Genomic DNA, 22,214 nt, shown 5'->3' on the forward strand with positions numbered 1-22,214 from the left:
TTTTCACAAAAATAAAAAACACCCTAATATTTACTATATGTTTTACTTAAATGACACTCCAATTCACCTATATCTCCACCTTGTTGTACATAGGATTTCAATCTTTCTGCTAAACGTTCTCCGGCTCGACTATCTAGCTTCTTTGTATCAATAAACGATCTAATCCTTACCTTATCTGGAGTAATATCTCTACGAAACATTTGTCCTGGAATTTCATTCCAAAAACGATTCCATTCATCCAGTAATCCTATTTGATCAAATAAAAAACCTTGAATTCCACATAACCAAGCTGTACAAGCAGTATTTCTTTTTTGACATCCAACTCCATCTTGTAAATGTTGGCATGAAAAACAACAAGAATTTCCACTTTTTATACAAACTTCACAAACGTAATGAGCTCCTAATGAGCGAAATGTTTCAATCCCATGTTGGATGATATCTTCTTTCTTAACCTCAATACTCAACCTATCCCTCCTTGGACATCATTTCACTTTCTGCTTCATCTAGCTCTTCTAACATTGAAATCGTATCGATTAAATGGTTGTTAAAAATCTTCCGTGCAACCACCAATAAATCCACAATAATAGGGTCTCGTAAAGAATATAAAACTCTTTTTCCATCTTTCCTACCAACAACAATATTTTTTGAACGTAGTACACTTAATTGCTGAGAAACAGCTGAACCTTCCTTATTTAGAATATCTTGAATTTCGTTTACGCTTTTTTCACCTTCTGACAATAATTCTAAGATACCTATTCGCAAAGGGTGTGCTAAGGCTTTAAAGAAATCTGCTTTAAATTGTTGCATTTCGTTTCCCATTGAAATCCCTCCGTTACTTTTCCTCAATTTCAAAAAGTATCATATACATCTTCAAATGTTTGAATATGTATATGATACTTTTAAAACCTCGAATTTTCAATACAAATTTTACAATATTAAATAAGCATCAAATAGAGAAATATACTATTCAAATTTAGGTTCAAAATTTATTATCCAAAATAAAAGCGCCTAACATATTAGGGATATATAATACGTTAGGCGCTTGATATTTAAAATTTTTCGATTTAGGTCTTGATAATATTGGATGAGTATATGACCAAAACGCTAGATGACTAATATGAATAAACTTATTTGTAAAATTAATTGCTTAGAATATTTTAAGAGCAAGTTTTGAAAAAAACTATTCAAAACTTGCTCCTTATTTTCTCAGATCCAACTATTTTGATACTAAAACCAACAGTAGTGAATTAGAATAATGACTTAATACTTGCTAAGACAGTAAGTACACCTACAATAATAACAAATACGTTACTCATTTTCCCTTTGTATTTAGCTAGTACTGGTACTTTTTGAATCGCATACATCGGTAATAGACATAAAATAGCAGCAACTAAAGGACCGCTTAGAGAATCAATAAGTCCAAGAATACTTGGATTTGTATAAGCAACAAACCAGCATGATAATACAACAAAAGTAAGAATTATTGTCTTAATTGTTTTTTCTTCAATATCTTTTCCACGTGATTTACCAAACTTAATAATCATGTCACGCATTACTTCAAATGCTCCTATATAATGGCCAAGGAAAGACTTTGTAATAGCCACAAAAGCAATAATTGGAGCTGCAATAGTGATTACAGGCGAATTAAGCTCATTAGCAAGATATGAAAGAATTGATAAGTTTTGTTCTTTTGCCATTTTTATATCATCTGGAGTCAAGCTCAATGCGCTACTCCAAACGAAGAACATAACAACAGCGAATGTCATGATATAACAAACCTTTTGTATTTGCGCACATTTAGCATCAGTGGCTTCGATTCCATACGTAGCTCTCTGTTTCACAACAAATGATGAAATCATAGGTGAATGATTAAATGAGAATACGATAATTGGTAGAATCATCAATATCGTCCCAAAATAGCCTGTTCCTGTTGAAGCAGTTGAAACAGCTGAAAAACTAAGCATTGACGTATTCCACTGTGGAATTAAAGATATTGCGATAAAAAGTAGAGAAACTATGAAAGGATACACTAACATACTCATTACCTTTACAGTAATATCTTGACCAAAATTTAGTATAGCGATAAGACCAAGAACTAATACAAGTGATAAAATAGCCCTTGGAGGTTCTGCCATGTGCAATTGATGCACGATAAAACTACTTGCAGTATTTGTAAGCGCAACCGAATACATTAGTACGATTGTATAAATTGAACCGAAATATACGATGTTAAAAATGATACTCGCTTTATTTCCGAAATACTCTCTAATTGTACCTGTGATCCCCTCATCAGCAGAATTAGAAGCGTATATCATTTTAGCAAGTGCCCTATGTGAGTAGTACATAACTGGATATGCAAGCAATGTAATTAGTAGTAAAGATAATAAACCACCTGAACCTGCATTAATCGGTAAAAAGAGCACCCCTGCTCCAATTGCAGTTCCAAATAGACTGAGTGCCCATGTAGTATCCTGCTTATGCCACTTTTTCGGATCTGCATATTGCTCATTTTTTAGTGCGGTATTTTCAGCTTGAACTTCTATTTTCTTTGCAGTATTCCCGTTCATATAATAACTCCCCCTTGTATCTATTCCTACATCTCTCTTTTCATCTAACAAATATTCCCTTTTCGGAAAATGAATTCCTTACAAGTTGCCCCACATTGTATGTCCTTCATCATAATGAATCCAAATTGAAACATTCGCTAGTTAGCGTCCTAATATAATTGTTAGCGTTCACAAAAAAGTTTACTCAAAGTATCCGCTCTTTATATAAAGACCCCTTAAGAGAACAATATAGAATAGACTTCATAAATACGTTGCAACATTTCTAATAACAGTGTATTACTTTAGTGGTTTCTCTTTTTTACTTTTAACAGTAATTTTAGCTAAACCGGCCTCTCTTCATTTGCGAGGCATTTCTTTCTCAATTCTATACATTACTTTCATAACTTCGGTAGCACTGATGATATTGCTTACACAAGCCACTGAAGCACATTACATACATTTCGCCTCTAATCACACACCTTTCTTACTAAGAATCGCATTTTTTATATTTTCTCCAGAGATAATAAAATTTCTCTCGACGCCCTCATTATAACGTGTATATTTATAAAATTAATATTTTTATATTTTCAGAAATATTAAAGTGGAATAATTTTATATGGATAATATTTTACAGTTAGTATGTAGCCATTGTTTTTATCGCGTAAAGCTGAATTAGTTAGTAAAAATATACAATTATACATTGTCTTTCTAGGTGACTCATTCTAAAAATACTTATATCCCCTTTTATTAAAAAATTTTATTTTAAACATAAAAGATATTCTAATAAATAATTAATGTAGGTAAAAAGAAAAGATTCACAAAATACAAAAACCAATTTTTGGGATATATATTATTAATATTGAATTCATATACAATTTAAAAAGCTACACTGAGCAAAAAAGCTGCCCCATATGGACAGCTCATTTACATAATTATCGTTATCAAGGATTCACAAACAAATTACTTCAATGTCATCTTAAGTGTAGTTTGTTCGACTCTTCTTCAGGAATATCTCTATGTTTGTAATGAATCGTTTTTAGATCATTTCCTTTTATGCGAAAAGTAATTGTGTCCTCTCCATAAGGCGGATTGTGTGCACCCTCAAAAGTTTGAATTTGAACAGTTACATAAAAAGTATAATTTGTTGTATCTTTTCTTATTTCAAGTATTTTTTCAGAACCTCGATACCAAAGTTTTGGTTCCTTATAATGGTTTTCAACCTCTTTGCTTATCGGCTCCAATAAGAGCTCAATTACTACTTCTTTTAAAAGTTTTTTGGGTACAGGTATTCTGTTGATTTTCTTTCTTTTTACATCTATAATCCTCCAAAAATCCTCGCTCTTTTCAACGGTATAAAGAACATTCGTACCGTCCGCTTTCAAAAGATGAAAATAACCTTTATTTCCCTTAATATATAATCGTGGTTCATTAATCCACTCACCTTCTGTTTGCACTGTCCCTAAAAACAACTGAGTAAGTGGCGTTATCTTATAATCTAATTGGTTAAAGTTTCCAAACGAATAAAGTTCATAACCGGTTAAATCTATGCCAAAATTTCTGTTTATATCATTTTCCTTTTTTACAATTGCTTGAGCAGAAATGCATGGTAATAAAAAACTAAACAGACATATGATGCTAACCATTGTTAATCTTATTTTCATAACATCAATCCTCTCTTTTATTAAGATGCAACAAAAGAGAGGATATTATTGATTAGGGCATAAGCTAAAAAATTAAACTCCCCCATTAACTAGCTCGTTTATCGAGTTTAATTTTGAAGAAAGCTCGATAAACCATTCTTCATCCCCTGTTAATAATGCAAGATCTATAAGATAAAGGATTTGTTCCTTATTTATTACCTTTGATTCAGGGAGTTTGTTAACGTGTTTACTAAAGAGTAAAATCGCTTCGTTTATTGTGTACTGGCCGTCACGTTTCACAATACTAACTGTAACTATATCCTCTACATCATCAAGTGATACAATATAACCAACTATTAATTCACCTTCATTTGATATTCCACGAACCCAATCTCCTACTTTTAAAACATGATTATTATTTGACATCATACCGTTTCACCTTCCTATAAATATTTTTTGTGACGATAAAAAAGATATAAAAACAAATTATACTGTAATATTTTTCATTACATTTAAGTGTTAAGAACTCACGGCTATATAATAATTAAGCCGCTTAACGCTCTTGATTGATAAGGTCAACAACTTCTTTCATTGTATAATTCTTTAAGTATTCACCTAGATGCTCTTCAGCACCTAAGAAAATAGCGAAAAGAACTTTTCGCATATTCGAACCTACAACACACTGATTGTTTGATTCTGGACACTTCGGCTGCAAAGCACCTTCAGAGGTTATCTGATAAATATGCCAAAGATTAATTTCATCTAAATCGCGAGCGAAAATAAAACCGCCACCAGTCCCCTCTTTCGATTGTATAAACTTATGTTTTTTTAACAAACTTAGTACTTTGCGAATGCGTACTGGATGAACACCTGCACTTTCTGAAATAGCATTACTTGTTGACATCCGGTCTGGCTGTAAAGCTAAATAAGTTAAACTGTGTATGGCCAAGGTAAAGTCGCTGTTCATGATTTTCCTCCTACGATTAAAAATATTGTTTCTCATATATTAACATACTGTAGCCATAAATATTACAGATTGGTTAGAACGTTAAAACATGTGGAATGCTTCTTGCCATAAAAAATTAATTCCCTTATATTCTATCCCGTCCCACCTATATCTGATAACTTCATTTAGCTTTTTAAGTTAAAAAGAAAATTAAACACTCCACTGTTTCTTCACTTGTTCTTCTGCCAACTGTTCAATTTTTGTCCAAATCGTATCTTTACTCACAATAACATTTGTTTGATAATTTCTATCATTATAATTAACTGTAACACATACTTCTATCATCTTCTGCTTCCTCCTTTCAAGAAAATTTCTTATTTATATTTAATACCTGAAAAATTTTGAATTTAGTTATAATCTCTAGCATATAACTTCATTTTTTTAAATAATTAAGTTTAAAAACCCCACTGTTTCTTCACTTGTTCTTCTGCCAACTGTTCAATTTTTGTCCAAATCGTATCTTTGTTCACAATGACATTTGTTTGATAGTTTCTATCTTTATAATTAACTGTAACGCATACTTCTATCACCTTCAGTTTCCTCCTTTCAAAAAATTTCTCTTTCATACTATTACTTATTAATTAGCCAACTTTTGCAGTTCAATGTTTAAAAATGTTCGGACACTACGTGGTAAAAATTTGCGAATTTCTTCTTCGTTAAAACCAATTTGCAATCTTTTTTCATCCAGCATAATCGGGCGACGCAACATTAGTGGATGCTCAATTATTAATGTATAAAATTCATTTAGCGAGAGCTCATCAATATTTATATTTAAGTCCTGAAAAGTTTTGGATCTAGTTGAAATAATTTCAGTAGCCCCCTCTTCAGTTAAACGAAGAATCGATTTAAGCTCATCAACTGTCATAGAATTTGATACGATGTTTTTTTCAATATAATCAATTTGATGCTCTTCAAGCCATGCTTTCGCTTTTCGGCATGAAGCACAGCTTGCTGTTGTATATAGAATTACCATATTTAACTCACTCCTTTAATGTTAGTAAACGTACATTTTAAATATCGCTTATTGAAATGTATTAAAAAAAATTACAGTTTAGAATCAAATTCACATAATATTATTTTTTCGAGAATATTTCATTTATCTACATTTTACAGACGATAACAACTCACTTCTAAAAACTATACTGTAATTTTAAACTTTACAGTTCTATTAATCAAATGTTAAGTCTTGGATATATTCTATTGAACGTAACAAATTATTTGTTTTATATGAATGTCCCTATAGTGTTACGCTAACCAATTCCCAATGTACTTTAAAGTACATTTTATTCATTTCTTGCTTACATGTGCTATTATGAAATATATTTAACATAATAAAAAGTACGCACTTTAAAGTGTTATAGGCACTAAAAAGTAATAATTTTGGCACGAAAACAAATGTAACCCCAAAACGGAAATCTAAACTCATCAAAGGAGTTTTTTTTATGAAGACATACAATATTCCTGTAGAAGCGACTTTAGAAGTTATTGGTGGAAAGTGGAAAGTTGTTATCCTTTGTCATTTAAAAAAAGGAACAAAAAGAACGAGTGAATTAAAACGTTTAATGCCTGGTATTACGCAAAAAATGTTAACCCAACAATTACGGGAACTAGAAGAAGATGGTGTAATCCAAAGGAAAGTATATGACCAAGTACCACCAAAAGTAGAGTACTCTTTAACGGATTACGGTTCGTCTTTAGGAGCTATACTCGATTCCCTCTGTTCCTGGGGAGAAGTTCATCTTGAAAAAAACGGGAACACATCCATGCTGATTACAGCAGATGAATAATAACTGTAGAAGACATAAAATAGGTTGAGACAATACTTGCCTCAACCGGTTTTTATGTCTCTTTATAATTTTTTTGCCGTAATGACTGTTTCAAACTCAAAGGTTTCCGGTAGATGATCTGCATAAGAATATTCAAAAGTTCGTCCATCCGTTAAGTAAGCTACTTGCTCAACTCGCATTAGGAAATCCTGATTTGTTAAGTTCATAAACTGCTTTTCCCTATCATCTGGGCGAATTCCTTTAACCCTGACAACAGATGTCCCTACTTCAAGGCCAAGTTTATTTTGAATATGTGAGTATATCGACTCCTCTAAAACAGAAGCCTCAACACCTGGGATAACCGAAATTGGCATCCATGTATGCTCCATAATCGTTGGAATGCTGTGAATGATGCGGAGGCGAATGATTTTATAGACGAAATCACCAATTGAAACTCCCAATTTCTCAGCAACTACTTCATCAGCACCTACAATCGCAAACTCGATAATTTTACTTTCTACCTCACTACCGTAAACAGCTTTCGTACCTGTTAAAGTTTGAATCATTCGTGCCTTTTCCTGCTGATGCCAATCTTGTACCACTGTTCCACTTCCGCGCCGACGGATAATGTAGCCGTCTCTTACTAATAGATCCAGCGCTTTTTTAATCGTAAGTGCTGAAACATCGAATTCTTCAGCAAGGACGGAGCTACTCGGAATTTTTTCGTTGATTTTATATTCACCGTCTAAAATTTGCTGTTTAATCTTTTGATAAATGCCGAGGTATTTTACTTGTGTTGATCCGCTTGCCATTTCCATACCTCCTTTATACCGCAAACTCTCTTCTATTCATTCAAATGTAAAGCCTCAAGTTTGTAAACTGAAGGTGATGGGGCAGCAAATCCGTTTTCCAAGATTTCAATATTCGTTACCGCTTCTTCGTCTTTCACAAGTTTTGGTGCACCATTTACAATTGTGTCATAAGCTGCATCATAGAAACGACCATAATCACCAAGCGGCGTTTTAATTTGTTTTTCAATCCAGTCACCATTTGCATTACGATACTTAGCAATTCCATAGTACATCGGCGAATCTTCACCAAATCCTGCACTCTCAGGCATAATACCCGCTTTCAAATCATTTTCCTGCTGATCTTCACCGTATTTAATAAATGAGCCATTTGTTCCATGAACGATAAAACGTGGATAATCTTTTGCTACAACATGGTTCGTTTTTAGTTTAATCTTCAACTGATTTCCGTAATGTAGACCAACATCGAAATAGTTATCAACCGCACCTTCCATTTCATTATTACGAATATCGTATGTCACCGTATCTGGACGGCCTAATAGTGAAATCATGCGGTCCATCGTATGAATACCTAAACTGTAAAATGAACCTTCTTCTTTTGGAGCTTCATGAGTGATTGAACCAGGACGGAAATAATCAATATGTGATTCAATCTCAATAATATCACCAAGGAATCCTTGTTCAACTACTTGCTTTACAGCTAAAAAATCACCATCAAAACGACGGTTTTGATAAGGCATAACGACTACACCTTTCTCTCGTCCTAAAGCTAATAATTCTTTCGCATGTTCTACTGTATCGCAAAATGGTTTTTCAACGATAACTGATTTTCCGGCTAGTATAACTTTTTTTGCTAATTCATAATGCGTATGTGCTGGCGTACAAATCGTCACTACTTGAATTTCTTTGTCATTCAACAATTCGTCCAAATCAGTAGTGAAGTAAACACCTTTTTCCTCATATGGAGCCGCTAATTCTTTATTTATTTGACGCACAAAAATCGTTTTTACTTTTATATTTTTACGTGTCTTCAGATAAGGTAGGTGATAACGGTTAGCTGATTTTCCAAATCCAATAAAGCCCATTGTTAATGTCATGTTCTTCAACTTCCTTGCTCATAAATTTTCGTTTCTACATTTATTATATATTTTTTCTTTAAAAGTATATAGTTTTGATTTTAAAATTATATATCAAAAAGTCGAGATAGAAATCATTTTCTGATCCCCATCTCGACTTTAAGTTATAGACTTATGTCCTATCATCATTTTATTTACACTCGATGACTAGAGAGCTCCTTGGTTACATGCTCTTATTCATACATATAAGAACGTGTCATCGGAATTGTATCATTAATCCCTTTTGTAAATACAAATTGATGTAAATCAATATTACCTGTAAAGAATGAAGCTGCACATGCATTTAAATATAAACGCCACATGCGGATAAATCGCTCATCTTTCGTTTTGCGAACTTCCTCTAGTACGTTTTCAAAATTTTGAGCCCAATGTTGTAATGTATTCCCGTAATGTCTACGTAAGCTTTCCACATCAACAATGAAAAATTGTTCGTTTGTCATGTTCGTGATTAATTCGTTAACAGCAGGAACATACCCACCAGGGAATATATATTTTTCAATCCAACCATTCGTAGCACCACCATTAGCCGGAGAAGTAATACAATGCAGCAGAGAAATCCCGCCATCATTTAGTAGTTTGTTAACTGTTTCAAAGTATTGCGTAATGTTGTCTTTTCCTACATGTTCGATCATACCTACACTAACAATTTTATCAAATTTACGATTCTTAATATCGCGGTAATCAAGTAAAGATACTTCAACTAAATCCGTAAGTCCCTCTTGTTTAATTCGCTCGGAAGTCTTTGCAAATTGTTCCTCACTTAACGTTACTCCCATCGCTTTCACACCGTACTGCTTAGCGGCAGCTGTAATGAGCTCACCCCACCCGCAACCGATGTCTAATAGCGTATCACCTTTTTGAAGGTTCAACTTTTTCAAAATATGATTCACTTTATTATGTTGAGCTGTCGTTAAAGAATCTTGCTCATTTTGGAAATATGCACAAGAATATGTCATTGTTTCATCAAGCCATAATTTATAGAAATCGTTCCCAATATCATAATGATGAGCAATATCATCTTTATTTTTTTGTTTTGAGAAATTCCATTTACTTTTGAAATATTGCAACTTACTATCACCTAAAAAGCTATCCTGCCTTTTATAAATAGATTGAATTGCTTTTTCAAGGTTACCCTCTATTTCAAGGTCTCCATTCATATATGCTTCACCGAATGCAATAGAAGGATCCTTAGCAATTTCTTTTTTTGAGAGCGGCTTATGGAATGTTATATGAAATTGAGGTTCCCCTTCGCCATATTGTATTGTTTCTCCATTCCAAAGTGTAATTTGAACTGGATCTGAAAACAGATTTTTAAGTATTTTTTTATAAAAAAGTTCTTCAACCATAAAAACATCTCCTACTAAAAAATTGAACAAAAAACTATACTAGTTAATAAGTCTTTTTGAACATAGCTTAAAATCTTTATGACTTCTTGCTACGAGTGTCATTATAAAACGGTTATATTATGAAGCATAGTACGTACTTTAAAGTGATGTAGGCACTTTTAAGTACCCATGACTGAAACAGGTCCTCAAAAAATTTACTTTTCATCATAACAACTTTCTAAAGTTTTAAAACGAAAAACACCACCTCTTCATTAGGTGGTGTTTTCAATATTACATATAGAGATTTCACTTAACTTCTGTGTTTTTTCTATCTATGCATCGTTCTCCCCATGCGGTTAATTGATTTAATACATTTTGTAAAGACCACCCATAATCGGTTAGGGAGTATTCTACTCGAGGGGGAATTTCTTTGTAAATTTCACGTGTAATCACACCATCTTCTTCCAGCTCACGTAGTTGCTGCGTTAACATTCTCACAGAAATTTCAGGAATTAGACGTTGCAACTCACTCGTTCTCTTCGTCCCTTTCGTTAAGTGACATAAAATGACGACCTTCCACTTTCCACCGATAATTTCTAAAGTTGCTTCTATAGGTATATTATATTGTTTCACGCGATCTCCTCTCCTTTTTTATAAATTCCTTATCTATTGTTACGTAAAAATAAATAATTTTCTATACGGCACATTTTAGTTCCTACAGCACAAAAAAGTACCTATATTACAAAAAAGTAATTATGCTGCTTAAAAATCTCCCTCTATACAAAAAGAAAAAACGAACGTATTCTCGTTCGTTTTTTCTTTCTTTATTCAGCTGCGGTTATAAGCATAGACGTGTTACCATTCTTTTCAAGATGATTTTCTCCCCAGTTACAAAGAGTATCGAGTATAGAATCTAAAGAATGACCGTAATCAGTTAAAGAGTATTCTACTTTTGGTGGCACTTGGTTATACACTTTTCTCTCGATTACACCATCTTCTTCTAATTCACGTAATTGTTGCGTTAACATCTTTTGTGTAATACCAGACATTAATTGTTTTAATTCGCACGTTCTCTTTTTGTCTTTCTTTAAATGACAAAGGATAACTACTTTCCACTTTCCACCGATAACCTCTAAAGTTGCCTCTACAGGAATATTGTATGTTTTCATATAAAAATCTCCTTTAATAATTTTATAAGACAAATAAGCTAAAATATTTAAATATTACTTTTAAGTATCTATAGCACCTTAAAGTACGTACTTTTTATTGTGTTAAACATGTTTCATAATAGCATACGTAAACAGCAGATGAGTAGTACGGCACCAAAAAGTACCTGTATTACTTTTTAGTATCTATATCACTTTAAAGTACGTACTTTTCATTATGTAAAATACATTTCATAATAGCATTTGTAAGAGTTGAGTGAGTCATGCAGTGTTAGAAATTACCTGTTAGTACCTGTACTTTAAAGTGAGTATTTTTATCATACATTTTGTCAGACGATGAAATGACATGTTTTCATTTTCACATCCATTCACAATGAATAAATAATTTTCAAATACATTTTAGGAGGATATCTATAATGAGTAAATTACTAAAAGAAAAAATCGGGTTTGGTACAGCACCACTAGGAAATATGTACCGTAATATCCCAGAGGAAGAAGCAATCGCTACAGTGGATGCTGCTTGGGAGAATGGCGTTCGTTACTTTGATACAGCTCCACTTTATGGATCTGGATTAGCGGAAATCCGTCTTGGTGAAGCACTGTCAAAAAGAAATCGTGATGATTACTTTTTAAGCACCAAAGTAGGTCGAACGATTTCAGATGAACTAGAAGATCCATCTGCACGTGATTTAGGTGAAAAAGGCGGACTTTTCGAATTTGGTCGCAAAAATAAAATGATCAATGACTATAGCGCAGATGCAACACTTCGTTCTATCGAGCAAAGTTTGAAACGTTTAAAAACAGATCGTCTAGACTTTGTTTTCATTCATGATTTAGCACAAGACTTTTATGGTGATGAGTGGATTTCACAATTTGAAACAGCTCGAACAGGAGCATTCCGTGCGCTAACACGTTTACGTGAAGAAGGAGTTATTAAGGGCTGGGGGCTTGGAGTAAACAAAGTAGAATCAATTGAACTTATGCTTGATTTAGAAGAAGCGAAACCAAATATATCCTTACTAGCTGGTCGCTATTCATTATTAGACCACGAACGTGCATTGCAACGAGTAATGCCTGCAGCTGTAAAGCATAATATGGATATTGTTGTTGGTGGCCCATATAGCTCAGGTATTCTTGCTGGAGGCGCTCACTTCGAATATCAAAAAGCATCGCCAGAAATTATTGCAAAGGTTGAGAAAATCAAAGCTCTTGCAGATCGTCACGACATCAGCATCAAAGCTGCTGCATTACAATTTTCACTAGCAAATCCAGCAGTTGCTGCCGTTGTTCCTGGTGCAAGTAAACCGGAACGAATTGTAGAAGACCAAAACGCCTTAAATACAGTAATTCCAGCAGCATTCTGGGAAGAAATGCGCGAACAAAAACTAGTAGCACCTAATGCACCACTACCAATCAACGTAAAATAATAATGAAACTTTAATCAGTGGGAGCATCCCCCACTGATTATTTACCCGTAAATACCGGGATGAAAAGGAGCGTAATGAATATGGCACATACTACTACATCTATGGAAATTTTCGGTTCACCTGAACAAGTATGGCAATTAATCGGAGGTTTCAACTCCCTTCCAGACTGGTTACCTTATATACCTAGCAGTAAATTAACGGAAGGCGGTCGTGTACGTCATCTAGCTAATCCAGATGGTGATACAATTATAGAACGCTTAGAAATATTCAATGATAAAGAACGCTACTACACGTATTCAATCATGAATGCACCGTTCCCAGTCACTAATTATTTATCTACAATCCAGGTGAAAGAAGGTACTGAAAGTAATACATCGTTAGTAGAGTGGTCTGGTACATTCACTCCTGTTGAGGTTAGTGATGAAGAGGCAATAAATCTGTTTCATGGTATTTACAGCGATGGACTGAAAGCATTACAGCAAGCATTTCTAGATTAATTCATGTAATTGATTGAGACGAAAAAGTAAATTAACAGTCAAATATTCGATTTTTTTAGTTAAATTCATTATGAAAGATAAACAAATACAAATTTCATGCCTGCTTGTTATTGACAAGAAATAAAAAATACTACCTCCAAATGGAAGGTAGTATTTTTTTATTAATCAGGAAAAACAATTAATCCCTCTTCTTTTTCCTCCTGTTTTAAATCTTCTTCTGGAAAGGTTACAGTTGAATTTTTATCACCTGTTCTTTTTGTTTCTTCACCTGGAAATACGAAAGTTGAATTTTCTTTTCCTTCATTTTTTTCTACGTTATCTGGAAATACCATAGGATCATTGGTAGTCAAATCATTATGAAATCCAAGGTTAGACAAAATCGCTTTTAAATCTGGTAAAACCCCTATTTTATCAGATGATGGGTTATTAGTCTTTGTGCCTGTATTAGGATTACTTAAAATTGCTCTCAATTCTTTTGGTGTATATGCCTTACCTAAATGTTCTTTAGCAATCCCTTGAATCGATACAGCAGCCCCAGCAATTATAGGCGAAGCGCTAGAAGTACCACGAAAATTAGAAGTATAACGATTAATTATGTTCTGATCTGTAACTTTTTGTCCTTTACTATTTTGATTTTGATATGTATCTAATGTATCAACATATTCTCCCCAACCATATACATCAATTCTACTACCATAGTTAGAGAAAGCTAAACGTTTATGAGGAACTCTTGCAGTAGATGCTCCAACTATAATAGCTCCTGAATCTTTAAAGTCTCGACTATTTCGATTTAAAATCTGCTTACCATTACGGTCTTTAAATTCATCTAAATCAATCCCACCATTACCAGCTGCTTCTACAATAATAATGCCTTTATCTGTACCTTTGCGAATTGCGTTAAATATACTCGGGTATACTTCTACTGGTAAAGGGTCATCTCCATATCCATCATATTTAAAGGATTCTTCTATTAATAAAACATCTCCAGCCTGTAAAGAATCTACGGCACTTAAAATAGCATCTCTTACATCGATTCTCCCATTATCTCGGATCACTGAAATTACTTTTGCCTTTGCTTTTGGTGCAATCCCAATGTTCCCAATCCCATTGTCAGCTGCAGAAACAACACCTAGAACTGAAGTACCGTGAGAAAGATCATTACTCATTTTTCCAGACATAAATTCAATATTTTGACCGACTAAATCTTCATGATTTAATAACCAACCTTCTTCCAAATCTACAAAAGTTGCTCCCTGGCCATTTCCTCCTTTAATTCCCCAAGCATAAGGAGCATTAATTCCTAAAGGTGCCTCTTCAAGATATCCCTGTCTTGAAAATCTAGGTTCATCATAAGGATTGACTGATAATACAGGCAATCTCGAGCCAGTTGTTGTGTTTATACTCTTATTAGAACGAACTTGTATTTTACTAGAATCGTCATTAGCAGCATGTACTGTATTTGTTACAAATGTCGTACCTACCCCAGCAAAAGCTGTAATTGCAAGTGATGATATTAACATACCTTTAAAATTTTTCATTTTTCCACCTCTAGTTTTCTATTAGAAATAACATATTTAATAATGTGTATGAACCAAAAGCATTTTATCTTATTATAAAAATTAATGGATTTTATAGCTTTTTGATTTACATAAAAACTCCCTTCATTCTTGTAATTCAATATGTACATCTCAAAACAACAAACTTGCTGTAACTATTATAGTTACACCTTTATTAATTTTCAACTACGAAATATAAATTTTTAAAAATAAATTTATATTACTTTAAAACAGCACTAACCTTTTACCCACATAAAGTGAAACTTTAATCAGTGTTTTTTTTGCTCATCCCCCACTGATTATTAGCCCTCACCAATCGGGCATTTACGGGCAGTTAATGCGGGATAAAAATGCAAAATATCTATCCAAATTACAGCAATCAATAAGTTTATGGACTACGAAAGAAATACGAAAAAGCAAAGCACTAAGTGCTTTGCTCCTTATAAAATCCCTTTTAACTTTTCACCAATTAACTTCGCTACATACTCATAACCTTCTGGCCCAAAGTGTAATCCATCTTTTTCATCATTTTCTACAAATCTTTTATAATCCCGTTCTTGAATCATTTCAGCGAATACGTTTAGAAAATAACTTCCTGTTTCCCTCGCCACTTTCTCCACCACGTCTGCATACTGACTAAGCACTCTATTTGTTCTATTATGCTGTCTTTCTTCATCAACTGGTGCAGGACTAATCAGTAGTACTTTATCTGATGAAACTTGGTTCACAATCTTCTCTAAGTTTTCTTTATATGCTTGTAATGACACTTGAGAAAAAGAAACTGCATCATTCGTACCAAGAAAAACTGTTACGAAATCTGGTTTATATGATATTACATCTTCTTCAATCCTATTTAACGCATCGAATGTATTATCACCTGGAACACCTGCATTCACTACTTTCCAGTTCGGAAACATCTCTTGCAAACGTGGTGTTAATCTCGGCATTCCATCAAAAAATGTTTCATCAGCTGTAATACTATCTCCAAAACATACTAACGTTTTCATTAAGCTACTCTCCTTTTACGTATGAAACAACTTTCCTTCTATTGCTTTTATATATCTGTCAGCAGAACGTTCAACTGCCTCATTTGCATTTTCTTTTACTACTCGATGAAAAGCGTTGTATAAACGATTAAACTGTAACGGCTTCACTCGATTCACCATTTCTTCCACTTTTCTCGCTGGTAGTGGAATTAAGTTTGGATAGCTGTACATGAAGCTTACCCACCGCTCATCTGCTACAACTTGAATAATATCACCTGTTAACAAAATTCCTTTTCCGTCATTACCTTCTTCCCAATGTAAGACAGATCCACCTTTAAAATGTCCCCCTAAACGATGAATGACTAATCCATCAGCTAATTGTAAAGACTCACCAGACCAATAAATAATACGACTACTCGGACGCATCACCCACTCTTTATCATCTTCGTGTATATAAATTGGTACATCAAATGTCTCTGCCCATTCTACTTGCGTTGAATAATAATGAGGATGAGACAATGCAATCGCATCTAATCCGCCAAGCTCTTTTATTTTCGTAATTGTCGTTTCATCTAAATACGTAATACAGTCCCACAGTAAACGATATGACTCTGTTTTCACTACAAATGCCGTTTGACCGATCGCAAATCCTGGTTTTGTCGTAATACTATAAAGTCCATTTTCCTCTTTAATTATTTCATTTTTATATGTATCATCTGTTTGCAAATTTTCTAAAGTCGTCCAAGACTGCCCTTTCGGATTCACATACTGCCTTTCTTCATCACAAATATGACAACTCACTGGTTCTTCTACACTCGCTGCATACTGCACGCCACACGTTGTACAAACGAAATTTTTCATCATAATTTCCCCTATCCCTATATTTTTATTAAGCTGACTTTTGTTGATAATGATCTGCTTTTTTATTTTCAATTATTAAACTTATAAAAGTAAGTAAATAGACAACTGTAACCGATAATGGAATTACAGTAAATCCTTTTTCTGCAAAAAGAATCCCGCAAACTGACGTTACAAATACAGTCCCTACTGATAATAAACCATAACTTTTACTTTCATAAATCCATACGTACGGAATAAAATGAACACCTATTAACATCGCTACTACAAAAGGTAACCATTCTGGAAATTGAAAATAGGCAAGTAATACAAGTGGAATATTCAATACATTTATTCCACCAATTAAGCCTGCCAAAACCCCTAACGGATTTCCTTTCGCAAACATATCAATCTTCAATATAGCAGCTATCATTAAGCCAAAAGGAAACACACAGCCCATACCGATTAAATATACCCACACCACTTGTTTTTCAGAAAGAACAAATCCCGTTATACTCATAACTATCCAAAATAAAACGCCGGCTAATATAATCGGTAGGCCTCTCTTCGTTTTTATTGCTAAATCCTTTTTCGCTTCTGCAACATTCATCTCACTATCTCCCCAAAAATATTTGTACTATAAAGTCACCTCAACCTCACCCATCCAATAATGCCAAGCTTCTAAATAATCTTCTAAATCTTTCGGGTGGTGCCGTAAACATGTATCTATACGCAAATATAATCCTATGACTATTTCTTCATATAAATCACGGTCATTTTTATGAAATACACATTGTTTCATCGCATAACCAATCGTTTCTTTTGTTAAATCTTCGGGAGTTGAACAGAACGCATAAATTAAATCATATATAGGATCTCCTAACACTGGTAAAGGATCAATTACACCGTGCAGTTTATTCTCTTGAAATATAAAATTATGAAATCCAAGATCACCATGCAATAAAAATAGCTGATTTATTCCAACGTCCCTATTCGCTAACTTAAGAACCGTTCTATACTCTTCTTCACTTATGTAACGCCTTACATTTTCATGAGCTTCTATCACATTTGTTGTTAAAAATTCACTCCAAGATTGAACCGAATTTTCTTTCCATCCCCAGCCATCAACCTCTGTAGCTACTTCATACTCATTGATAACTTCTTTTACAAGTTTACAAAGAACACTCCGTTTATAGCCTAGTTTGCAAGAATTTGTGCCCTCAAGGAATGAGTAAACAATATAGCGATTTAAAGGTTCCTTATATAAAAGCTTTGGAAATAATTCGTCCTTTTTATAAAACTGAAGAAAATAAGCTTCTTCACGTATGACATCCGATTCATTCAACTTTACAACGTATTGTTCATCTAACAAATATATAGTACTTGCCGTTCCCCCGTTTAATGCTTTTACGCTTTTTGGATAATATGAAATAACTTTTTCCTTAACTAGTTGTGCAGTGATTATTGAAATGTCCATTCTCTCACCCTTTAATTCGGAAGATTCCCTTAATTCAAAAGACAACTTTACTATTATTTGACAAACGCAAGGGAAATCCTCCCAACCATCCTAATATAACAAACAACAATTTTATTTTATTACAATGGCTTTCTTCAATATCTCATTTATGATAACGTGATTTTATCACTCTAAATGCTCTTCATATACTCTAATAATTTCTATTGCAGGGTCTCTGTCTTGTAATTTATGAGCCAAACTTTCTACACCAAACACTTCTGTAAACGTATGACTGCCTACAATTAAATTAATCCCTTTAAATTTCGCATGTTGAACTGTATATAATGTTTTTTCACCTGTTATGTACGTGTCACACCCTTTTTCTAATGCACGTTCAATCAAATTTGTATTGTTTCCTGCACCGGTTAAAATCGCAATCCGTTTTACTGGTTTATCGTGATTTTTCCAGCTCTTCACTTTCTCTTCCATTTTTTCTTCAAGTTTTCCAACTAAGTTTGAAAAAGGAATCGCTTCTTTATATTCTCCTATTCCCGGTAGTTCTTCTTCCTCATACGTGGAATATTCCAGTATTGTATCTATCCCAATTCCGTTAAATAACGATGTACATGTGCCAAACTTTACAAAATCTAACGGCAAATGAACCCAAAAATGATTCATTTCATATTGCTTCAATTTCTCAATACAAGCCTCTTCCATACCAAATAAAAAACTCCACGGCGCATGATGTGTAACTATCATATCGACTCCATTTCTATACGCTTCTTCAATAGTTTCTAACGTTAAATTTGTTGTGTAACCGATTTTGTGAAATTCATCTTTACTTATATGAGTAAAACCATATTCATCATCGCCGTATTTATGAAGATGCTCTCCAAATAATGATGTTATATGTTCGTTAAACTGCTTTATATTCATTTTATTTCTCCTTTCATTTACTTTTATATTTCAAAAATAAGGAAATACTAACAACAACGTTACATACATATAGGAGGACAATATGAAACCTGAATTTTTAAAAGCTGTACATGATGCCATCGGAAATGTCGAACACATTCATATAGAAGAAAGCGGTGCTGACAGCTTACTTATCCATCATGATGATGCACAGCAATTACAACAAGTCGCTAAAACGCTAGAAAATAACAATTTTCGCTCTGCTTTAAGAACAACTGGAAATGCTTCGTATATTGAAGTATTGAACAGATAGTGAAAGTCCGGATGTATGCCGGGCTTTCTTTTTTTATATTAAAACTTCAAACTCTTTCACATATACCGCTGTTCCAGCAATATCTATTTGTAACTTCTCGTTTTCTATCCCTTTCGTTACATAAACAGTTACACGACCATCTTTATTTATTTCCTGTCCTTGCTCAACGATTAAATCCAATTCATGTTCAAAATCTTTCTCTAAATACTCCGCATAATACGCTCCCATTACACCTGAAGCTGTTCCTGTCACTGGATCTTCAATCGTTCCAGCGTAAGCTGATGAAAAATGACGGCCGTGCATTTGTGCTAGTTCATCATAAGTTTCTAGACAAATTGGGTGAATGGAAGCATTAGGTATTTCTTTTAATACTGATGGAAATGCATCAGTATTAGGTTTCATTCTCTCACACGCATCAAGATTTTTAATCGGTACAATTACAGTCCAATTCTCCGTACTTCCATATACAATCGGTAAACTTTCATCTAAATCATTTACTTCTAAACCAATACTATGAGCTAATTCTTCTTTTGAACCTGCAAAATCTTTAAACTGAGGTGCTGTCTGCCTCATTTTAATAAAGGTTTCTCCCTTTTCATTTACACCTATTTGTATTGGTAAAATCCCTGCCTTCGTTTCAATCGTAAGGTTACTTTTCTCTTCTAATAAACCTTTTTCGCGCAAGGCATATATCGTCCCTACTGTCCCATGACCACATAAATCCATTTCAAAACCAGGTGTAAAATAGCGCATTCTTATATCTCCTACTTCTGAGGAAAGAACAAAAGTTGTTTCGTTATATCCAACTTTTTCAGCAATAATTTGCATTTCCTCTTCCGTTAATCCATCTGCTTCTAATACAATACCTGCTGGATTTCCCTTATTTGGTTTATTCGTAAATGCGTCGTAATGAAATACGTTTATAGTCTTCATTTTCTTTTCTCCTTATTTGTCCATTTCTTTATTTTTATAATCAATAAGAAAATTGATCTAACCAACTTCCATAATCATCTTTTTGAAATGGACGGATAATGAGTCTATCCGTCTCTACTTCTAATAACGGTAGCTTCATTTAATTTCATCCCTCAAATTATTAATTGAATATTCTTTATTATCTTACACAAAATACAAAATCTAGTAAATTATTATGTTTTTGATACATAAAAACCCAGTCATGCTTTATACATAACTGGGTTCTCCATCGTTTCATAATTTTCTATTTCACAAGAACTACATCTCGTAATTCCCTCTTCAACACTTTTCCTAAAGCGTTTTTCGGTAACTCATCCATGAATACCACTTCTGGTATTTTGTAACTGGCTAATTTCTGTTTACAATACTGAGTAATACTTTCTTCTGTTAATATTGTTTCGCTATCCTTCACAATGAAAGCTCTTGGAACCTCTCCCCAAAAGTCATCTAGAACTCCAACTACTGCAACTTCTAAAACACCATGTATTTCATGAATAACATCTTCTACTTGATCTGGATATACATTGTCACCACCGCGTATAATAACGTCTTTATATCTTCCCATAATATGCAGGAATCCATCGTCATCTATCATGCCAGCATCACCCATGTTAAACCAGTTATCTTTTACTACCTTCTTTGTCGCCTTTTCATTATTCCAATACCCTTTAAACATGTATGGACTTTTCACATGAATCTCTCCAACTTCATTTGTTGTTAATTCATGTCCTGTTTCCGGATGAACAATTTTCACCTCTACATTTTTCAAGGTTTTTCCTACAGAAGACATCTTTTCTTTTCCCATCATTGGATGCCATGAGGTTACAACCCAACCTTCTGTACTACCATAACCTTGCACCATATATATTCCTTTTTCCATATATTTTTGAATGAGTGTTTCTGGCACTTTTGTACCACCGCTTTGTGCTACTTTAAAGGTTGAAATATTACGTTCTTTTTTATTTAATTCATCAAGCATGTAACTATAAACAGCAGGGAACGCAAGCATCGTAGTAATTTTCTCTTCTTCAATCTTATCCCAAATAAGAGTAGGATTCGAATCAGCTAAGAAAATCATCGTAACGCCATGATAAATACAATTTAAAATAGAAAGCACGCCACTCATATGGAACAATGGATGCACAGATAAAAAGCGTTCACCTGCTGGGATTTCTCTTTGTCCCGCAATTTCAGCAAAATAATGATGTAAGTTTTTATGTCCAATTACACATGCTTTCGCCTGTCCAGTCGTTCCTGAAGTAAATAAGTAAATGGCGTCGTCTTCTTCATGAACTTCTACGTTCGGTTCTGTCGTTGGCTGTTTTTGCAGCTCTAATTCAAATGAACCAAAACCTTCTTTTGTCGTTTGAATTACATAAGGAATTTCTTTAACAGCATCAACATTTAATAACACTTCACTAAATTCTTCATCAATAACTAACACTTTTAATTTCGCTTCTTTTACAATCGTTTCTAATTCATATACAGTAAGCTGATGATTTAGCGGAATAAATACCGCTCCAATTTTTAAACTTGCCATCATAACGCTTGGAAATGGGTGATTATTTTTGCATAGTATTCCTATACGATCTCCTCTTTGCACACCATTATGTAACAAATAATGTGCAAGCTGATTTACTCGTTCATTATATTGCTGAAACGAATATCTTTTCTTCCCTCCTACAAGCGCTTCCAAATTTGGTGACTGCATTGCTCTCTTTTGTAATAATTGTCGCATCGTTCTCAAGTAAAACTCCCCTTTATATATGTTAGATTTTTTATTTTACCAGATTAATTATTAATTTACTAAAGATTACACTTAGTGAATATAAGAAGAATATAAAATAGCCATTTACTTCAC

At 33.6% G+C, this 22,214-nt stretch carries 25 protein-coding genes and 2 pseudogenes; 4 read left to right on the forward strand and 23 right to left on the reverse strand.

The annotated features are described in order from the left end of the window. Positions 1-23: 23 nt before the first annotated feature. The 9 genes from QCI81_RS03890 to spxA all read right to left on the reverse strand — a co-directional run bounded on the left by QCI81_RS03890 (position 24) and on the right by spxA (position 6,165). Positions 24-464 carry a hypothetical protein gene (locus QCI81_RS03890; protein ID WP_000021459.1) on the reverse strand — a complete coding sequence of 147 codons (441 nt, stop codon included), beginning with the start codon at positions 462-464 and terminating at the stop codon, positions 24-26. Position 465: 1 nt separating this feature from the next. Beyond that, positions 466-819 carry an ArsR/SmtB family transcription factor gene (locus tag QCI81_RS03895; RefSeq protein WP_000526188.1) on the reverse strand — a complete coding sequence of 118 codons (354 nt, stop codon included), beginning with the start codon at positions 817-819 and terminating at the stop codon, positions 466-468. Between the two features lie 428 nt (positions 820-1,247). Next, entirely contained in the window at positions 1,248-2,567 is a 1,320-nt protein-coding gene (locus QCI81_RS03900; RefSeq protein ID WP_001014163.1) for an aromatic amino acid transport family protein, read from the reverse strand. Between the two features lie 950 nt (positions 2,568-3,517). Continuing rightward, complete coding sequence (locus QCI81_RS03905) at positions 3,518-4,207, reverse strand: DUF3888 domain-containing protein (protein WP_071731210.1); 690 nt, start codon at positions 4,205-4,207, stop codon at positions 3,518-3,520. A gap of 72 nt (positions 4,208-4,279) precedes the next feature. Next, complete coding sequence (locus QCI81_RS03910; RefSeq protein ID WP_000987464.1) at positions 4,280-4,615, reverse strand: IDEAL domain-containing protein; 336 nt, start codon at positions 4,613-4,615, stop codon at positions 4,280-4,282. A gap of 124 nt (positions 4,616-4,739) precedes the next feature. After that, the gene (gene saiR / locus QCI81_RS03915) at positions 4,740-5,153 is read right to left on the reverse strand and encodes an Rrf2-family transcriptional regulator SaiR (RefSeq protein WP_001083465.1); all 414 of its coding nucleotides are present in this window, start codon (positions 5,151-5,153) and stop codon (positions 4,740-4,742) included. A gap of 189 nt (positions 5,154-5,342) precedes the next feature. Next, positions 5,343-5,477: a BA3454 family stress response protein gene (locus QCI81_RS03920; RefSeq protein WP_000573530.1), complete on the reverse strand. Its 135-nt coding sequence runs from the start codon at positions 5,475-5,477 to the stop codon at positions 5,343-5,345. 110 nt (positions 5,478-5,587) lie between these two features. Further along, entirely contained in the window at positions 5,588-5,722 is a 135-nt protein-coding gene (locus QCI81_RS03925; RefSeq protein ID WP_000573515.1) for a BA3454 family stress response protein, read from the reverse strand. Between the two features lie 47 nt (positions 5,723-5,769). Then, on the reverse strand, positions 5,770-6,165 hold the full coding sequence (spxA, locus tag QCI81_RS03930) for a transcriptional regulator SpxA (RefSeq protein WP_000236189.1): 396 nt from the start codon (positions 6,163-6,165) through the stop codon (positions 5,770-5,772). 469 nt (positions 6,166-6,634) lie between these two features. Between spxA and QCI81_RS03935 the strand changes: the two genes are divergently transcribed. Continuing rightward, positions 6,635-6,979: a winged helix-turn-helix transcriptional regulator gene (locus QCI81_RS03935; RefSeq protein WP_000860830.1), complete on the forward strand. Its 345-nt coding sequence runs from the start codon at positions 6,635-6,637 to the stop codon at positions 6,977-6,979. 52 nt (positions 6,980-7,031) lie between these two features. Here QCI81_RS03935 and QCI81_RS03940 read toward each other — a convergent pair. The 5 genes and pseudogenes from QCI81_RS03940 to QCI81_RS03960 form a co-directional block, all read right to left on the reverse strand. Continuing rightward, a pseudogene (locus QCI81_RS03940) lies at positions 7,032-7,770 on the reverse strand (GntR family transcriptional regulator). A gap of 32 nt (positions 7,771-7,802) precedes the next feature. After that, positions 7,803-8,864: an oxidoreductase gene (locus QCI81_RS03945; RefSeq protein ID WP_053563928.1), complete on the reverse strand. Its 1,062-nt coding sequence runs from the start codon at positions 8,862-8,864 to the stop codon at positions 7,803-7,805. A 212-nt stretch (positions 8,865-9,076) separates the two neighbouring features. Further along, entirely contained in the window at positions 9,077-10,249 is a 1,173-nt protein-coding gene (locus tag QCI81_RS03950; protein WP_069355988.1) for a cyclopropane-fatty-acyl-phospholipid synthase, read from the reverse strand. A 285-nt stretch (positions 10,250-10,534) separates the two neighbouring features. Next, on the reverse strand, positions 10,535-10,861 hold the full coding sequence (locus QCI81_RS03955) for a winged helix-turn-helix transcriptional regulator (RefSeq protein ID WP_000816339.1): 327 nt from the start codon (positions 10,859-10,861) through the stop codon (positions 10,535-10,537). Between the two features lie 191 nt (positions 10,862-11,052). Then, positions 11,053-11,397 (reverse strand): winged helix-turn-helix transcriptional regulator, encoded by a 345-nt coding sequence (locus tag QCI81_RS03960; RefSeq protein ID WP_000860820.1) that lies wholly within the window; start codon positions 11,395-11,397, stop codon positions 11,053-11,055. Between the two features lie 413 nt (positions 11,398-11,810). Between QCI81_RS03960 and QCI81_RS03965 the strand changes: the two genes are divergently transcribed. Both QCI81_RS03965 and QCI81_RS03970 read left to right on the forward strand, forming a co-directional pair. Next, positions 11,811-12,821 (forward strand): aldo/keto reductase, encoded by a 1,011-nt coding sequence (locus QCI81_RS03965; protein WP_000040529.1) that lies wholly within the window; start codon positions 11,811-11,813, stop codon positions 12,819-12,821. 80 nt (positions 12,822-12,901) lie between these two features. Then, positions 12,902-13,318, forward strand: a complete 417-nt coding sequence (locus QCI81_RS03970; protein WP_053563924.1) for an SRPBCC family protein — start codon at positions 12,902-12,904, stop codon at positions 13,316-13,318. Positions 13,319-13,479: 161 nt separating this feature from the next. Here QCI81_RS03970 and QCI81_RS03975 read toward each other — a convergent pair whose 3' ends face one another. The 6 genes from QCI81_RS03975 to QCI81_RS04000 all read right to left on the reverse strand — a co-directional run bounded on the left by QCI81_RS03975 (position 13,480) and on the right by QCI81_RS04000 (position 19,089). After that, positions 13,480-14,856: a S8 family peptidase gene (locus QCI81_RS03975; protein WP_071731211.1), complete on the reverse strand. Its 1,377-nt coding sequence runs from the start codon at positions 14,854-14,856 to the stop codon at positions 13,480-13,482. A gap of 458 nt (positions 14,857-15,314) precedes the next feature. Continuing rightward, positions 15,315-15,881, reverse strand: coding sequence for an SGNH/GDSL hydrolase family protein (locus QCI81_RS03980; RefSeq protein WP_029442875.1), 567 nt, complete (start codon positions 15,879-15,881; stop codon positions 15,315-15,317). 15 nt (positions 15,882-15,896) lie between these two features. Beyond that, the gene (locus QCI81_RS03985) at positions 15,897-16,724 is read right to left on the reverse strand and encodes an MBL fold metallo-hydrolase (protein ID WP_081366351.1); all 828 of its coding nucleotides are present in this window, start codon (positions 16,722-16,724) and stop codon (positions 15,897-15,899) included. 25 nt (positions 16,725-16,749) lie between these two features. Then, the gene (locus tag QCI81_RS03990; protein WP_023522581.1) at positions 16,750-17,307 is read right to left on the reverse strand and encodes a DUF7010 family protein; all 558 of its coding nucleotides are present in this window, start codon (positions 17,305-17,307) and stop codon (positions 16,750-16,752) included. 27 nt (positions 17,308-17,334) lie between these two features. Next, complete coding sequence (locus QCI81_RS03995; RefSeq protein WP_353810617.1) at positions 17,335-18,174, reverse strand: aminoglycoside phosphotransferase family protein; 840 nt, start codon at positions 18,172-18,174, stop codon at positions 17,335-17,337. Between the two features lie 165 nt (positions 18,175-18,339). Beyond that, positions 18,340-19,089 carry a Nif3-like dinuclear metal center hexameric protein gene (locus QCI81_RS04000; protein ID WP_048564552.1) on the reverse strand — a complete coding sequence of 250 codons (750 nt, stop codon included), beginning with the start codon at positions 19,087-19,089 and terminating at the stop codon, positions 18,340-18,342. 82 nt (positions 19,090-19,171) lie between these two features. On the opposite strand from QCI81_RS04000, the gene QCI81_RS04005 reads away from it, so the two are divergent. Beyond that, entirely contained in the window at positions 19,172-19,381 is a 210-nt protein-coding gene (locus QCI81_RS04005) for a hypothetical protein (protein ID WP_000801654.1), read from the forward strand. 33 nt (positions 19,382-19,414) lie between these two features. Here the strand turns inward: QCI81_RS04005 and QCI81_RS04010 are convergent, their stop codons facing one another. From QCI81_RS04010 to QCI81_RS04020, 3 genes and pseudogenes are all read right to left on the reverse strand, one after another. Beyond that, positions 19,415-20,314 carry a PhzF family phenazine biosynthesis isomerase gene (locus tag QCI81_RS04010; RefSeq protein ID WP_353810618.1) on the reverse strand — a complete coding sequence of 300 codons (900 nt, stop codon included), beginning with the start codon at positions 20,312-20,314 and terminating at the stop codon, positions 19,415-19,417. A 46-nt stretch (positions 20,315-20,360) separates the two neighbouring features. Next, a pseudogene (locus QCI81_RS04015) lies at positions 20,361-20,453 on the reverse strand (GNAT family N-acetyltransferase); the annotation flags it as partial. A 144-nt stretch (positions 20,454-20,597) separates the two neighbouring features. Then, complete coding sequence (locus QCI81_RS04020; protein ID WP_080672484.1) at positions 20,598-22,091, reverse strand: class I adenylate-forming enzyme family protein; 1,494 nt, start codon at positions 22,089-22,091, stop codon at positions 20,598-20,600. Positions 22,092-22,214 lie beyond the last annotated feature (123 nt).

It is taken from the genome of Bacillus cereus group sp. MG20 (assembly GCF_040459885.1).
Taxonomy (GTDB): domain Bacteria; phylum Bacillota; class Bacilli; order Bacillales; family Bacillaceae_G; genus Bacillus_A; species Bacillus_A cereus.